Origin of the sequence: Nonomuraea polychroma, assembly GCF_004011505.1 — a bacterium.
In the GTDB taxonomy this organism is placed as follows: Bacteria; Actinomycetota; Actinomycetes; order Streptosporangiales; family Streptosporangiaceae; genus Nonomuraea; species Nonomuraea polychroma.
On the sequence record NZ_SAUN01000001.1, the window covers coordinates 11441899 to 11456783 of the forward strand.

Sequence of the window (14885 nt, forward strand, 5' to 3'; positions counted from 1 at the left end):
CTGCGTCGGGTTCACTCCCAGGAAATGAAGACGTTCTTGGTCTCGGTGAACGCAGCCAGGGCGTCCGGGCCGAGCTCCCGGCCGAGGCCCGACTGCTTGAAGCCGCCGAAGGGGGTCCAGTAGCGCACGGACGAGTTGGAGTTCACCGAGAGCGCACCCGACTCGACCGCCCTGGCCACCCGCAGCGCCCGCCCGACGTCGCGGGTCCAGATGGAGCCGCTCAGCCCGTACGGGGTGTCGTTGGCGATCCTGACGGCGTCGGCCTCGTCCTTGAACGGCGCCACCGACACCACGGGCCCGAAGATCTCCTCGGTGAACGCCCGGTCGGTGACGTCGGGGGTCAGCACGGTCGCCGGGAACCAGTAGCCCTTGCCCTTCGGGCACGTTCCCTGCAGGTAGGGGTCCTGGACGAAGCCGCGGACGCGTTCCAGGTGCTCGGCGCTGATCAGCGGGCCCATCTCGGTGCTCTCGTCGAGCGGGTCGCCGACCTTGACGGCGTGGACGGCGGGTGCGAGCAGGGCCATGAACTCGTCGTACACGTCGGCCTGGACGAGCAGCCGGGAACGGGCGCAACAGTCCTGGCCGGCGTTGTCGAAGACGGCGTAGGGGGCGGCTTTCGCGGCCTTCTCGAGGTCCGCGTCCGCGAAGATGATGTTCGCGGACTTGCCGCCCAGCTCCAGCGTCACCCGCTTCACCTGCGCGGCCGCCTTGGCGGCGATCTCCTTGCCCACCTCGGTGGAGCCGGTGAACACGATCTTGGCCACGTCCGGGTGCTCGACCAGCCGGGCCCCCGCGACCTCCCCTGCCCCAGGCAGGACCTGGAGCACCCCCTCGGGGAGGCCCGCCGCCAAGGCCAGCTCAGCCAGCCTCAGCGCCGTCAGCGGTGTCCATTCCGCCGGCTTGACGATCACGGTGTTACCGGCCGCAAGCGCGGGGGCCACGCCCCACGACATGATCAGCATGGGGAAGTTCCACGGCACGATGACGCCCACGACACCCAGGGGCTCCTGGAACGTGATGTCCACGCCGCCGGGCACCGGGATCTGCTTGCCGTGGTTGCGCTCGGGGGCGGCGGCGTAGAAGTGCAGGACGTCGCGTACGGCGCCGGCCTCCCAGCGGGCACTCCCGATCGGGTGCCCGGCGTTGGCCAGCTCCAGCCCCGCCAGCTCCTCGCCGTGCTCGCCCACCAGGTCGGCGAAGTGCCGCAGCAGCCGCGCACGGTCGCCGGGGGCCACGTCGCGCCAGGCCGGGTACGCCTTCCTGGCACGCTCCACCGCCCGGTCGACCTCGGCCGCGTCGGCCATCTCGACCTCGGCGAGCACGTCCTCGGTCGCCGGATTAACGATCTTCATGCTCACATCCGTTCGAACCCACGGAACATCTCCCAATCCGTCACCGCCGCGTCGAACGCGGTCAGCTCCACCCGCGCGTTGTTCGCGTAGTGCTCTACTACGTCCTCGCCGAACGCCACACGGGCCAGCTTCGACCCCTCGAACAGGGCCAGGGCGTCGCGCAGCGTGTGCGGCACGGTCTCGGCGCCGGAGGCGTAGGCGTTGCCCTCGAAGGGGTCCTCCAGCGGCAGCTCGTTGTCGATCCCGTACAGGCCGGCCGCGATCAGCGCGGACACCGCCAGGTACGGGTTGACGTCGCCGCCGGGCACGCGGTTCTCCACGCGCAGCGACAGGCCGTGGCCGACGAGGCGCAGCGCGCAGGTGCGGTTGTCGACGCCCCACTTGACGGCGGTGGGGGCGAAGCTGCCCGGCACGTAGCGCTTGTAGGAGTTGATGTTGGGGGCGTACAGGAGGGTGAGCTCGCGCAGGCAGGCCTGCTGGCCGGCGATGAAGCGGGCGCCGAGCGGCGAGAGCCCGTACGGCCCTTCGCCGGCCATCACCGGGTCGCCATCCACAGTGCGCAGCGAGATGTGGATGTGGCACGAATTGCCCTCACGCTGGTTCGGCTTGGCCATGAAGGTGATCGACTTGCCCTCCTGGGCGGCGATCTCCTTGGCGCCGTTCTTGTAGATGGCGTGGTTGTCGCAGGTCTTGAGCGCCTCGTCGTAGCGGAAGGCGATCTCGTGCTGGCCCAGGTTGCACTCGCCCTTGGCGGACTCGACGTACATGCCGGCGCCTTCCATGCTCCGCCTGATGCGGCGCAGGAGCGGCTCGACGCGGGCGGTGCCGAGGAGGGAGTAGTCGACGTTGTAGAGGTTCGCGGGCGACATGTCGCGATAGGCGCGCTTCCAGGCGTCCTCGTAGCTGTTCTCGTAGACGACGAACTCCAGCTCGGTGCCCACGTACGCGGCCAGGCCGCGATCGGCCAGGCGGGCCAGCTGCTTGCGCAGGATCTGGCGGGGCGAGGCGGTCACGTCGCCGCCGCCCTCCCACGCCAGGTCCGCCATCAGCATCGCGGTCCCCTCCTGCCACGGCACCCGGCGCAGCGTGGCCAGGTCCGGCTTCATCACGAAGTCGCCGTACCCGCGGTCCCAGGACGACATCGCGTACCCGGAGACGGTGTTCATGTCCACGTCCACCGCGAGCAGGTAGTTGCAGCCCTCGGAGCCGTGGTGCAGCACCTCGTCGAGAAAGTAGCGCGCCGACAACCGCTTGCCCTGCAGCCGGCCCTGCATGTCGGCGATCGCCAGCAGAACGGTGTCGATCCGTCCGGCCGCCACCTCGTCACGCAGCTCCCCGACGGTCAAGAACCCTTCGCTCACGTGACGTCGCTCCCATCTGGCATGGCGCGCTTTCCCGTTGATTGGGCTAGTCTCAGACCATTGATGTGCATGCCGGGATCGCTTGTCAAGACCTGAGGACACGTTGGACGATTCGGCGCGTTTGATGACGGTGTTGCGCCCGGTCAGGGCGGGCAACGCCTTCGAGGAGACCGTGGAACGGCTGCTCCAGGCCATCAAGCTGGGTGTGGTCGCACCGGGCGACAAGCTGCCCGCCGAGCGCGAGCTGGCCGTCCAGCTCGGCATCAGCAGAGTGACCCTCCGCGAGGCGATCCGCGCCCTGTCGGACGCGGGCTATCTCGACGTACGGCGGGGGCGCTACGGGGGCGCGTTCGTGACGTACGAACCGCCCAAGCCGGACGCCGGCGACCTGCGGCAGGTCGTGGCGGAAATGGGCATGGACGACCTCTCTGACGCCCTGACGTTCCGGCTGGCCGTCGAGTGCGGCGCGGCCCAGGTCCTGGCCACCTCCGAGCTGACCGAGGAGAGGCGGGCCCTGCTGTTGCGCAGGCTGTCGGAGTTGAACGAGGCGTCCCTGGAGGACTACCGCCGCCTCGACACCGCCTTCCACCTGTCCATCGCCGAGCTGACCGGCTCGACCCTGCTGGCCACCACCTGCGCCGACGCGCGGTCGCGGGTGAGCGACCTGCTGAACGCGATCCCGATGCTCCAGGTCAACCTGGACCACGCCGCCGTGCAGCACCAGGCCATCGTGGACGCCATCCTCGCCGGCGACCCCGAGGCGGCGCGCCGGGCGATGACGGAACACCTGGAGGGCACGGCCGCGCTGTTGCGAGGGTTCCTCTCCTGACGCGATCCCGGCAGGCGACTCGTACCATCGTTTCTAAGTCATGGGGGATTGGTTTCAGTACAACATCGTCGCTACGGGACGGCTGCCGCTGTTCTGTTACTTCGTCACGCTCATCGTGGCGTTCATCGCCACCCGCATCAACGTGCGCCTGATCAGGGCGAAGGTGGGCTGGTTCCGCAACGTGAACGTGGGGGAGATGCACATCCACCACGTCGTGTTCGGCGTCATCCTGATGTTGATCGGCGGGGTGATGGGGTTCATCGTCTCGCCCACGTCGCAGGCGGGATACGTGCTCGCGGCCTGCGTGTTCGGCGTCGGCTCCGCGCTGGTGCTGGACGAGTTCGCGTTGATCCTGCACCTGCACGACGTGTACTGGGAGGAGGAAGGGCGGACGTCGGTCGACGCGGTCTTCATCGCCATCGCCGTCACCGGCCTGCTGCTCATCGGTCTGCGTCCGTTGATATGGGACTACGGCACATGGGTCAATCCCACCGCGCTGATCGTCGCCAACTCGGCGCTGGCCGTGGTCACGCTGCTCAAGGGGAAGATCTGGACCGGGATGGCGGGGCTTTTCGTGCCGCCGATGCTTCTGGTGGGGGCGATACGGCTGGCGCGGCCCGGGTCGCCGTGGGCGCACTGGTTCTTCGCCAAGAAGTCGCCGCGCAAGATGGCCAGGGCTATCCATCGCGAGGAGAGGTGGCGGCGGCCGGTGATCAGGGCCAAGATCGCCTTCCAGGAGTTTCTCTCCGGGCGTCATGATCTGCCTTCCACGCGGCGTGGTCGTCGGCATACTTGAGGTATGGCACTTCCGTCGATCTATGAGGGACTCGAGGACAGGGTTCCCGACTCTCTGGACGATCTCCATGGCCCGGCCGAGGGCGTCGTGCCTCTGCCGCCGCACTTGGCATGGTCGGGGCTGACCGAGTTCGACTTGTCCAAGCCGGGGATCCGGATGGAGATGTATCGCACAGTGATCACCACTGGCCGGCGGATCGATTACGAGATCTACCTGAACGCCGAGCACCTCGTCGCCGACTGGCCGATGCTGAGGAAAGGGCTCGGGCCGGGCTACCGGAAGGCGTGGGAGAAGAAGCTTCCTCTGCGACGGGAGACGGCCGCCTGATGCATTTTCCGCCCTTCCAGGAGCGGTTGTTGCATGCTGTGTTGCCCGTGTGCGAGCGCTACCGTCTGGTGCTCGCAGGTGGCTATGCGATCAAGGCTCACGGCTTCACCGACCGGCCGAGCAAGGACCTCGATTTCGCGACCGACGTGGAGATACCGCTGCCGGACGTCGCCTTGGGCGTCGTTGGAGCGTTCCAGGAGGCCGGGTTAGAGGCGTCGATCATCGAGGTCACGCCACGGATGGGCCGCTTGATGGTGGCGGACGTGACGACCGGGGAGACCTGCGAGTTCGACCTCCTGCGCGAGGCGCTCCAGGCGCGACCGAGCACGTGCGGCACGCTGAAGGTGCTGGGCCTGGACGACGCGGTGGGGCTGAAAATGCGCGCCGTCCACGAGCGCAGCCTTGCCCGCGACATCATCGACATCGCCTCAGTAGCGCACCTTTACTCCTTCCGCGCGCTGGAGCGCCTCGCCGCCATGCACCACGAATACTTCTCCGTGCATGAGCTGCACATGCGGCTGGAATACGTCGACCTCATGGACGACGAGGCGTTCGAGGCCTATGGAGTGGGCGAGGAGCGGATCAAGGAGATCCGCCGATTCGCCCAGGAGTGGGTGGCGGACATCAAGCTGCGCCGAGCGGACGACGGCGACGTCGATTACGACGCTGACGATGTGCCCGAGATCGACTGATCGATCACCGGCGTGAGCAGCGGCCGCTTGGCGGTCCGGCCGTCGCCTGAGGAGCGGCCGCGGAGGCGGCGGCCCAGCCACGGGCCCATGAACGTGGCCAGCCAGCGAGCCTCGATCGCCGTCGCCCGCCAGGCCGACGGTGCGGTCAGGGGCGGGAGCGGAGCCGTCCAGGTGTCGTCGCTGCCCGGCAATTCCAGCGCGTGCGCGACTCCTGCCGCGAAACGGGCGTGTCCCTCCGGGCTGGCGTGCAGGCGGTCCACGCTCCACATCCTGGCGTCCGTGATGTAGGCGAGCTGGAAGGTGTCCACCAGCGTGACCCCATGGCGTGCGGCGGCGTCCCGCACGCGGGCGTTGAGGTCGAGCACCCTGGGCAGGAGCGGCCGGGCCAGGGGCGCGATCGCTCCGATATCGGGAAAGGTCACGGTGACCACATGTGTCCCCGCGCCGGTCAGCGCCTGGTACATCTCCTCCAGCACCGCGGCCACCGCGGCGGCGTCGAAGCCGGGGCGGATGATGTCGTTCATGCCCGCCATGACCGTGGCCAGGTCGGGACGCAGTTCCAGGGCGACCGGCAACTGCTCGTCGCGGATCTGGGCGGCCAGGCGGCCGCGGACGGCGAGGTTGGCGTAGAGCAGCTCGGGATTGGCGCGGGTCAGGTGCTCGGCGAGGCGGTCGGCCCAGCCGCGGTGGCCGCGGGCGTCGTCGCCGTCGCCCAGGCCCTCGGTCTGGCTGTCGCCGAGCGCGACGTATCGGCTGTACGTCATGACGTCGTCCTTCCGGCGTGGGCGGCGCGCTCGCTCAGCGTCCGCGCGGTCTGCAGGCACCAATCGCGCATCTCCCGCTCCAGCCGGCATCCGGCAAGACAGGACAGGTAGGGGCCGATGCGGTCCCCCTCCCGCAGGAACGTCTCCTCGTCCCGGTTACCGCGCAGGCGCACCAGGGTCTGCTCGAAGAACGCCAGTTTGACCGCGGCCTGCTCGGCCCGCTCCTGGAGTTGCGCGATCACCGGGGCCGGGTCGAGCACGTCCACGGCGTGGACCTTGACGGCCAGGTCCTCGCGGATCAACAGGGGCTTGGCCGGGGCTGCGGCGAAGGAGGCCAGCTCCTCGACACCGGCGTCGGTGACCTTGAACACCCGCTTGTTGGGGCGGCCCTGCTGGACGACCTCCCGGCCGGACACCAGGCCGTCGGCCTCGAGCCTGGTCAGCTCGACGTAGAGCTGCTGCGGGGCGGCGTACCAGAAGTTGGAGACGCCGACGTCGAAGATCTTGGTGAGCTGGTAGCCGCTGTATTCGCCGTCGAGCAGGGCCGCGAGGACAGCGTGTCGGAGCGCCATGGGTTAGTCATCCCCATGAGTAGTCATGGGCATGACTATAGGCCGGGGTGGGTGGGCGCGCTAGAGGGCGATTGCCGAGCGGAGGGCGAGGCCCGTGCCGAGGAGCACGACCATAGTGGCCGTGCCGAGCGGGGCCAGGCCGGACACCCGGGCAGCCAGGCGGCGGCCGGCCGAGGCCCGTTGTTCCAGGCGGTCCACCAGCTTGACCAGCAGCAGGCCCGTGATGGTCAGGGTCGCCGCCATGCCGACGCCGTAGGCGGTCACCAGCGCCACCCCGAACCAGGTGCGGCCGAGAGCGATCGCGCCGAGCAGCACGATCAGGGCCGAAGGGCTGGGGACGAGCCCGCCCGCCACGCCTAGTCCGACAAGTCCGGCACGCCGGCCCGTGCCCTGGCCGGCGCCATGCCCATGCCCATGTCCGTGCCCATGCCCCTGTCCGTCCCCGTGCCCGTCCCCGTGCCCGTCCCCGTGCCCGTCCCCGTGTCCGTGCCCGTGTCCATGAGCGTGTCCGTGTCCGTGGAGGGTGCCCCGGCGGGCGTTCATGAGGAGGCGGAGGCCGATGACGGCGATCAAGGCGCCACTGGCCACGCCCAGCCAGGCCAGCACCGACTCACCCGCCAGCGCCGTGAACACGGTAAGCAGCAACCCCACCACCAGGACCCCGACCGTGTGCGTGGCCGTCACTGTGGCCCCCACCACCAGAGCGTCGCGCGGCCGGCCGCGCCGCCCGGCCAGGTACGCGGCCATGATGGTCTTGCCGTGCCCGGGGATCAGCGCGTGCCCGGCCCCCAGCACCACGGCCAGCCCGACGGCCAGCAGCCCGAGCGGCACCGTCAGCGAGTCCGAGCCGACCAGCTCGGTGAACGTCCGGTCGAGCGCGCTCAGCGCGTCCCCGATCGGCCCGCCGATCCCGATCCCGCCCGGCACGGCGGCGCCACCGCCGCCGGAAGGGCCGCCCGGAGACGACAGGCCGGCGCCCAGGCCGGACACGGTCAGCGTGGCGGTGCGCTGGTCGAGCGGTTCGGAGAGCAGATCATCCGGGTACGCCCGCAACTCCCGGCTCACGCTCGCGGCAGGCACCGACGAACGGGACACCCGCACCCCGTCGCCGAGGGCGGTGATCTCCCGCCAGCCGATCCTGTCCTGCTCGAACCCGTCGGTGAACTCCACGGCCCCCGAGGCGCGGACATCGGCGACGAGCCGGCAGGTCAGGCGGCTGGTCTGGAGACCGCCCTCGCCGGGGGCGTAGGCGAACTCGGAGCCCGCCACCCGCCACGGCACCGTCTTCCCCGCGACCACGAGGCGTTGGGCGGCGGCGAGCGCGGCGCAGCGGCGGGCCGCGTATCCGGCGGTGACCTGTGGCCTGGCCTGGAGGGTGGGCAGCTCGGCCAGGTCCACGACGGCGAGGTTGCGCACCTCGGACGGAGTGATCCGCAGGCCGTTGTAGTGGTTGGCGGTGAACTTCCCCAGCGGGTGCGACGCCGCCGCCCCGGCCGCGCCGGGCAGCAGGACGCCCGCACACAGGGACAGCAGCAGGGCCACCACGGCGGACAGCAGGCCGAGCCGGACCGTTCTCATGAGAACCTCGCGAGGGCGGAGAGCGACGGATCGAAGCCGGGATCCACCCGCGCCGGCCGGCCGAGAGCCTGCTCGATCGTGGCGCGGTGGTAGCGGAGCAGCGGGTTACGCCAGCCGGTCGAGGTGGCCTCCTTCGCGTACGGCAGCGCCTCCTCCGGCTTGCCCGCCTTGTACAGAGACCAGGCGAGGACGTCGGCGGAGACGGGGTTGGGGTTGAGGTCGTACTCGGCCCGGGCGTGCTTCACGGCCAGTACCGGGTCCCCGTGGTCGGCCTCGAACTCCGCCCGCGTCAGGTGGTCCCGTACGCCCGCTGACTCGAGCAGTCCCCACTGCGCCTTGAGCAGCGTCCAGTCGGGCTGCTGCCCGCTCTTGAGCTGGGTCTCGCCCTGCTCGATGAGGTATTGCGGGAGCGGGAGCCGTTCGACGACCCGCTCGTAGATGTCGAGCGCCTCGCTCAGCCGGCCGCCGAGCGCCGCCGCCTTGGCCTGGCCGGCGAGGGCCGGCGTGTAGGCGGGGTAGGCCTGCAGAGCCTTGGTGTACCAGTCGTTCGCGGTGACCAGGTCGCCTTCGTGGAGCGCCAGCTCGCCCAGGTAGTGGCGGGCATAGGCGAGGTCGGCCGGGAGCCAGGCGTCCTGGTGCGCGTACCGCAGGTACGTACGGGCCGCGTCCACGTCGCCGCGCAGTTCGGCGGCGTAGGAGGCGCGGGCGAACGCCGCCACACCCGGGCGCAGGTCCAGCATCTTGGCCACGGCCCGCTCGGCGCCGCGCAGGTCCCCGAGCTGGGTCTTGGCGTCGGCCAGCACGCCATACGCCGCGGCGGAGTACGGGTTGGCGTCGAGGGCGCGCTCGGCCAGCCGTACCGCGTCGGAGAACTCGTGGCGGCCGGCCGCCAGCGCGGCCTGGCCCGCCAGCACCGCGTCGTCGCCGGGCTTAAGCTCGGCGGCCGTGTCGAGCGCGCCCTCGGCCTTGGTGTAGTACGACGGGTCACCGGTGATCCTGGCCTGGTCCACGTAGTGGGAGCCGAGCTCGGCCCAGCCGCGGTAGTCGCCGGGCAGGCGCTTGAGGCGTTCCTGGAGGGTCTCGGTAGAGGGCTTCACCGCCGCCACGGGCTCGGGCTCGGGGGCCGCGGAGAAGGAAGCGATCGTGAAGATCATTGCGCCTATGAGGGCGAATCCGGCGAATATCGCGAGGGTGCGCATGTCGAAGGCTCCAGAGCTGGATGTCGGGCCGGCCGGCCGTGACGGGGAACACGGCCGGCCGGTCCTCTCTGTGGCGGCAGACGATGGGAGACGGGGGTCTGCCGCCGGGGTGGACCGGCCGGTTTGGAGAGAGGGAAGCCGGCCGGTCGGGGACTAGCGCTGGTTCACAGCGACGTTGCTGGGCAGCGGGATGTACGGGAACGACTGCCCGAACGGCTTGTCGTTCGTGTCCACCTTGTCCGTCAGGCCGGGCACGAGCTTGCCGGTCAGCGCGGCGCCGGCCACGGCCTGCAGCTCGATGTCCACGACGTCGTCGCCGAGACGGCGGCCGTTCGGGAATCCCTGTAGGTCACCGGCCAGGACGCCGAGCCTGTTCGGGTCCTTCGAGGGCGGGATCGACATGTTGAGCCGCAACATCTCGGAGGGGCGCAGCTTGCCCGCGTCCTTGTTGAGCACCTGCGAGTTCAGGTCGGCCTTGATGGGGCCGTTCTGCTTGGCGATGCCGGTCAGGAAGATCTCGACCAGGTCGGCACGCGGGGTCGCGGGCGCCTTGATGCCGTAGATGGCCTCGAGCAGCCTGGCCACCTCCGGGTCGGTGACCCGCTTGACCAGGGGCGCGACGTCGGCGTCCTTCGACGGGTCGAGGGCGTTGTAGGCGTCCTTGAGTCCGGCGGGCGCGACGACCTCGTTCACCAGCGGGTTGCACAGGCGCGAGACCTGGACGTACCTGCTGCCGTTGAACTTGTCGGTCGTCGAGCAGATGCCGATCACCGGGTTGCGCTTGGCGTCGCCCTTGAGCGCCAGGTCCGCGGCGGGCACCTGGAGGCCGATCGTGTTGACGTTGTAGCCCCTGGTGGTGTCCTGGCCGACCTCGGACAGGTTGCCGCCGTAGAGCAGGTCGAACACGCGCAGATCCAGGAAGAACGCCTCGTCCGACTGGCCGGCGAACGTCTTGCCGCCGTTCGGCAGGCTCTTGATGGACTGGGCGCGCAGGGTTCCGTAGTCCGGCATGGATGCCGGGCCGACGTTGCTCGGCGCCGCGATGCCGTCGGAGACCAGCGTCCGGGTGCCGTTCGGCGTGATGCGCTTGAGCGTGTAGCGCTGGCGGTAGAGCAGGTTGGGGTCGTTCAGCGAGGTGACGGGGCCGTTGTTGTACAGGAACGTGTCGTTGCCGCGCTTGTCCTCGTCGCGGAACGTCCACTGGTATGTGATGTCGGTCTTGGCGTCACCGTCATTGTCGATCTTGACGTTGTACCGCGCGCGGGTGTCCCACGGGTAGAAGTTGGGGCCGCCGTTGGGCTCCTGGAACCCGTTCCAGTTGGCCAGCAGGGTCACCGTGTCGGGCTTGTCCGGGCTGACGAACGCGTACACGTCCGTGTTGTCGATCTGCGGCAGGCCGGCGGTCATGGGAGCCTCGCGGTGCGAGGAAGCGATGCCGGAGTCGGTACGGAGCACGGCCAACGACGACGCGGCAACCGCTGCGGCGAGGCCAAGTCCGACTAGAGCGCGCCGGTTGATCCGGAGCTCCATTTTCGTCCTTTCAGAGGGCTGATCGGTTGGTGCGAGGTTCCGGCCGGGTTCCTCGAGGCTCTATTCGTCCGTGGGCCGCGTCCGGATGTCGGTCTCCTCCTCAAGGAGGAGGGTCAACCAAGGTTGACATACTTAGGTCGTCAATTTAGGTTGACCGGTGTGGATTGCGCGGTCCCGTTCGTTGGAGCTCATCGAGCAATGTCGTGAGAGGAGATGCGGTGATCAAGGAGCTGCTTGCCTACGTGCGCCCGCACCGGAAGGTCCTGTTCCTGGGCGGACTGCTGGGGTTGATCGGCTCGGCGGCGGGGCTGGCGATGCCGTTGCTGGCCAAGTACGTCGTGGACGCCTTCGGCGAAGGCGGGTCCATGGCCGGGCCGCTGCTCGGGTTAACCGCGGCGGTGCTGGTCGGCGCCGTCGTGTCGGCCGCCGGCAGCTATCTGATGGAGCGGACCGGCGAGGGCATCGTGCTCGGCGCCCGCCGCAGGCTCGTCGACCGGATGCTCCGGCTCAAGGTCGCCGACGTGGACCGGCTCAAGCCCGGCGACCTGCTGTCGCGGGTGACCGGCGACACGACGCTGCTGCGCGCGGTGCTGACCAACGGCATCGTCGAGTCGGTCAGCGCGGCGTTCATGCTGGTCGGGGCCATCATCTTGATGGTGGCGATGGACGGTGTGCTGCTGCTGATCACACTGCTCGTGATCGTGGTGATCGGCGGGCTGGTCGCGCTCATCATGCCGAAGATCCAGCGGGCGCAGTCGCAGGCCCAGGAGGCCGTGGGCGAGATGGGGGCCGTGCTGGACCGGGCGCTGCAGGCGTACCGGACCGTCAAGGCGAGCGGCGCGGAGGAGCGGGAGATCGCCGTGGTCGGCGACGCGGCGGTGCGGGCCCGCGACCGGGGCCTGCAGGTCGCCGGGTGGACGTCGCTGGCCGGGGTGGCGACGTGGATGGCGGTGCAGATCGCGTTCCTGGCCGTGCTGGCCGTCGGCGGGGCCAGGGTCGCCTCCGGCGCGCTGGAGGTGTCGTCGCTGATCGCGTTCCTGCTGTACCTGTTCTACCTGGTGCCGCCGATCGGGCAGCTCGTGCAGGGCGGGGTCCAGCTCCAGCAGGGGCTCGCCGCGTTGAAGCGCATCAAGGAGATCGAGGAACTCCCGGCCGAGCCCGCCGAGCCGGTCGTGGTGCCGGGCGGCGCCGAGCCGATCGGGGTGACGTTCCGGGACGTGGTGTTCCGGTACGGCGAGGACCGGCCGCTCGTGCACGACGGGGTCAGCTTCGAGGTGCCGCCCGGCGGGCTCACCGCGCTGGTGGGGCCGTCGGGAGCCGGCAAGTCCACGGTGTTCGGCCTGCTGGAGCGCTTCTACGACCACCAGGACGGTGCCATCGTGATCGGCGGGAGGGACATCCGGGACTGGCCGCTGGGCGAGCTGCGCGCCGCGCTCGGGTACGTCGAGCAGGACGCCCCCGTGCTGGCCGGCACCCTGCGGGAGAACCTGCTTTTCGCCGCCCAGGACGCCACCGAGGACGAGCTGCACCGCGCCATCGCCCGCACCCGGCTCGACGACCTCGTGGCCAGGCTGCCCGAAGGGCTGGAGACGGCGGTCGGGCACCGCGGCGTGCTGCTGTCCGGCGGTGAGCGGCAGCGGGTCGCCATCGCCCGGGCGCTGCTGCGCAAGCCCAGGCTGCTGCTGCTCGACGAGGCCACCTCGCAGCTCGACGCGGTCAACGAAATGCGGCTGCGCGAGGTCATCGCCGAGGTGGCCAAGGAGACGACCGTGCTGGTCATCGCGCACCGGCTGTCCACGGTGACGAACGCCGACCGGATCGTGGTCATGGAGTCCGGCGGCGTACGGGCCGTCGGCACGCACGCCGAGCTGGTGGGCGCGGACGAGCTCTACCGCGAGCTGGCCGCCACCCAGTTCCTCGTCGGCTAGTCGTTGTAGTCTGCGGGTGACATAGATGAATGCCTTCATTCAGGAGGGTCACCATGAGCCGCACCGTGCGCGCGCCGCGAGGCACCACGATCACCGCCAAGGGGTGGCCGCAGGAGGCGGCGCTCCGGATGCTCCAGAACAACCTGGACCCGGAGGTCGCCGAGCACCCTGAGCAGCTGGTCGTCTACGGCGGCTCCGGGAAGGCCGCGCGGGACTGGGCGTCGTACGACGCGCTGGTCAGGACGCTCACGACGCTGGAGGGCGACGAGACGCTCCTCGTGCAGTCGGGGCGGCCCGTCGGCGTGTTCCGCACGCACGAATGGGCGCCGCGCGTGCTGATCGCCAACTCCAACCTGGTGCCCGACTGGGCCAACTGGGAGGAGTTCCGGCGGCTGGAGGCGGCCGGGCTGACCATGTACGGGCAGATGACCGCCGGGTCGTGGATCTACATCGGCACGCAGGGCATCCTGCAGGGCACGTACGAGACGTTCGCGGCCGTCGCCGCCAAGCGGTTCGGCGGGACGCTGGCCGGGACCATCACGCTGACGGCGGGCCTGGGCGGGATGGGCGGCGCCCAGCCGCTGGCCGTCACCATGAACGGCGGGGTGGCCATCTGCGTCGACTGCGACCCGCGCTCGGTCACCCGCCGCATCGAGCACCGTTACCTCGACGTGGAGGCCGCCTCGCCTGAGGAGGCGCTGCGGCTGGCGTACGAGGCGCGTGACGCGCGGCGGCCGCTGTCGATCGGGGTCGTGGGGAACGCCGCGGAGATCGTGCCGGCGTTGCTGGCCGGCGGGGCCGAGATCGACATCGTGACCGACCAGACCTCTGCCCACGATCCCCTGATGTACCTCCCGCTCGGCATCGCCTTCGAGGACATGGCCGCCGCGCGGGAGAAGGATCCGGCCGGCTTCACCGAGCGGGCCCGCGCCTCGATGGCGCTGCACGTGGAGGCCATGGTCGGGTTCAAGGACGCGGGGGCCGAGGTCTTCGACTACGGCAACTCGATCAGGGGCGAGGCGCGCCTGGCCGGCTACGCGCGGGCCTTCGACTTCCCCGGGTTCGTGCCCGCCTACATTCGGCCGCTGTTCTGCGAGGGCAAGGGGCCGTTCCGGTGGGCGGCGCTGAGCGGCGACCCGGCCGACATCGCCGCGACCGACCGGGCCATCCTGGAGCTCTTCCCCGAGAACGAGCAGCTCGCCCGGTGGATCAGGGAAGCCGGGGAGAAGGTGCACTTCCAGGGGTTGCCGGCGCGGATCTGCTGGCTGGGGTACGGCGAGCGCAATGTGGCCGGGGAGCGCTTCAACGACATGGTGGCCTCGGGTGAGCTCCAGGCGCCCATCGTGATCGGGCGGGACCATCTGGACAGCGGGTCCGTCGCGTCGCCCTACCGTGAGACGGAGGCCATGGCGGACGGGTCGGACGCGATCGCGGACTGGCCGCTCCTGAACGCCCTGCTCAACACGGCCTCGGGGGCCGCCTGGGTGTCGATCCACCATGGGGGTGGGGTCGGGATCGGGCGCTCCATCCACGCCGGCCAGGTGACGGTCGCCGACGGCACGGCCCTGGCCGGGGAGAAGCTGAACCGGGTGCTCACCAATGATCCGGGGACCGGGGTCATGCGGCACGTGGACGCCGGCTACGACAAGGCCGCCGAGGTGGCCGATGCGCGCGGCGTCCGCATCCCGATGCGGGAGTCCTGACGCCCCGGGGCTCTGACCGTCCACCACGCCCCCGCCCGGCCCCCTCGCCAGGTCGGTTGCCGCCCGGACAGCCCTGACGGCCGCCCGCCGTCCCGGTTGCGCCGAGCCGCGCCGCACACCGTCTCACCGACCCGGCGCCGGAGGGCGGGCGCCTATGCGGGCGGTCGGGCGCTGTGCGTGTGGCGCCGGCCGGCCCGCCACTTCTGCGATCCGGTTGGCCCTGGAGGCGGGCCCTGGTCCGGAGTGCGGCGGGT

Annotated in this window: 13 protein-coding genes; 6 read left to right on the forward strand and 7 right to left on the reverse strand. The window is 70.4% G+C overall.

Annotated elements, in window-relative coordinates; genetic code table 11:
- Positions 1-11: 11 nt before the first annotated feature.
- Together EDD27_RS53450 and EDD27_RS53455 are read right to left on the reverse strand one after the other, a co-directional pair.
- A complete protein-coding gene (locus tag EDD27_RS53450) occupies positions 12-1352 on the reverse strand; it encodes an aldehyde dehydrogenase family protein (RefSeq protein ID WP_241564754.1) in 1341 nt (446 codons plus the stop codon).
- Positions 1353-1354: 2 nt separating this feature from the next.
- Positions 1355-2713: a glutamine synthetase family protein gene (locus EDD27_RS53455; protein WP_127940309.1), complete on the reverse strand. Its 1359-nt coding sequence runs from the start codon at positions 2711-2713 to the stop codon at positions 1355-1357.
- 124 nt (positions 2714-2837) lie between these two features.
- Between EDD27_RS53455 and EDD27_RS53460 the strand changes: the two genes are divergently transcribed.
- Genes EDD27_RS53460 through EDD27_RS53475 form a run of 4 tightly spaced genes read left to right on the forward strand, consistent with a single transcriptional unit; the run spans position 2838 to position 5357 of the window.
- Positions 2838-3542: a FadR/GntR family transcriptional regulator gene (locus EDD27_RS53460; RefSeq protein WP_127940310.1), complete on the forward strand. Its 705-nt coding sequence runs from the start codon at positions 2838-2840 to the stop codon at positions 3540-3542.
- Positions 3543-3582: 40 nt separating this feature from the next.
- Positions 3583-4338 carry a hypothetical protein gene (locus EDD27_RS53465; RefSeq protein WP_127940311.1) on the forward strand — a complete coding sequence of 252 codons (756 nt, stop codon included), beginning with the start codon at positions 3583-3585 and terminating at the stop codon, positions 4336-4338.
- A 3-nt stretch (positions 4339-4341) separates the two neighbouring features.
- A complete protein-coding gene (locus EDD27_RS53470; RefSeq protein ID WP_241564755.1) occupies positions 4342-4665 on the forward strand; it encodes a hypothetical protein in 324 nt (107 codons plus the stop codon).
- On the forward strand, positions 4665-5357 hold the full coding sequence (locus tag EDD27_RS53475) for a nucleotidyl transferase AbiEii/AbiGii toxin family protein (RefSeq protein WP_127940312.1): 693 nt from the start codon (positions 4665-4667) through the stop codon (positions 5355-5357). Before EDD27_RS53470 ends, EDD27_RS53475 begins: the two co-directional genes overlap by 1 nt.
- Here the strand turns inward: EDD27_RS53475 and EDD27_RS53480 are convergent.
- From EDD27_RS53480 to EDD27_RS53500, 5 genes are all read right to left on the reverse strand, one after another.
- Positions 5324-6121 (reverse strand): SGNH/GDSL hydrolase family protein, encoded by a 798-nt coding sequence (locus tag EDD27_RS53480; RefSeq protein ID WP_127940313.1) that lies wholly within the window; start codon positions 6119-6121, stop codon positions 5324-5326. The genes EDD27_RS53475 and EDD27_RS53480 overlap by 34 nt on opposite strands.
- Positions 6118-6693, reverse strand: a complete 576-nt coding sequence (locus EDD27_RS53485; protein WP_127940314.1) for a PadR family transcriptional regulator — start codon at positions 6691-6693, stop codon at positions 6118-6120. Before EDD27_RS53485 ends, EDD27_RS53480 begins: the two co-directional genes overlap by 4 nt.
- A 60-nt stretch (positions 6694-6753) precedes the next feature.
- Entirely contained in the window at positions 6754-8271 is a 1518-nt protein-coding gene (locus EDD27_RS53490; RefSeq protein WP_127940315.1) for a nickel/cobalt transporter, read from the reverse strand.
- The gene (locus EDD27_RS53495) at positions 8268-9470 is read right to left on the reverse strand and encodes a tetratricopeptide repeat protein (RefSeq protein ID WP_127940316.1); all 1203 of its coding nucleotides are present in this window, start codon (positions 9468-9470) and stop codon (positions 8268-8270) included. The genes EDD27_RS53490 and EDD27_RS53495 overlap by 4 nt, the downstream gene beginning before the upstream one ends.
- A gap of 153 nt (positions 9471-9623) precedes the next feature.
- Complete coding sequence (locus EDD27_RS53500) at positions 9624-11000, reverse strand: DUF4331 domain-containing protein (protein ID WP_127940317.1); 1377 nt, start codon at positions 10998-11000, stop codon at positions 9624-9626.
- Between the two features lie 218 nt (positions 11001-11218).
- On the opposite strand from EDD27_RS53500, the gene EDD27_RS53505 reads away from it, so the two are divergent.
- Positions 11219-12928, forward strand: coding sequence for an ABC transporter ATP-binding protein (locus EDD27_RS53505; RefSeq protein WP_241564756.1), 1710 nt, complete (start codon positions 11219-11221; stop codon positions 12926-12928).
- A 53-nt stretch (positions 12929-12981) separates the two neighbouring features.
- The gene (hutU, locus tag EDD27_RS53510) at positions 12982-14631 is read left to right on the forward strand and encodes a urocanate hydratase (RefSeq protein WP_206642059.1); all 1650 of its coding nucleotides are present in this window, start codon (positions 12982-12984) and stop codon (positions 14629-14631) included.
- Positions 14632-14885 lie beyond the last annotated feature (254 nt).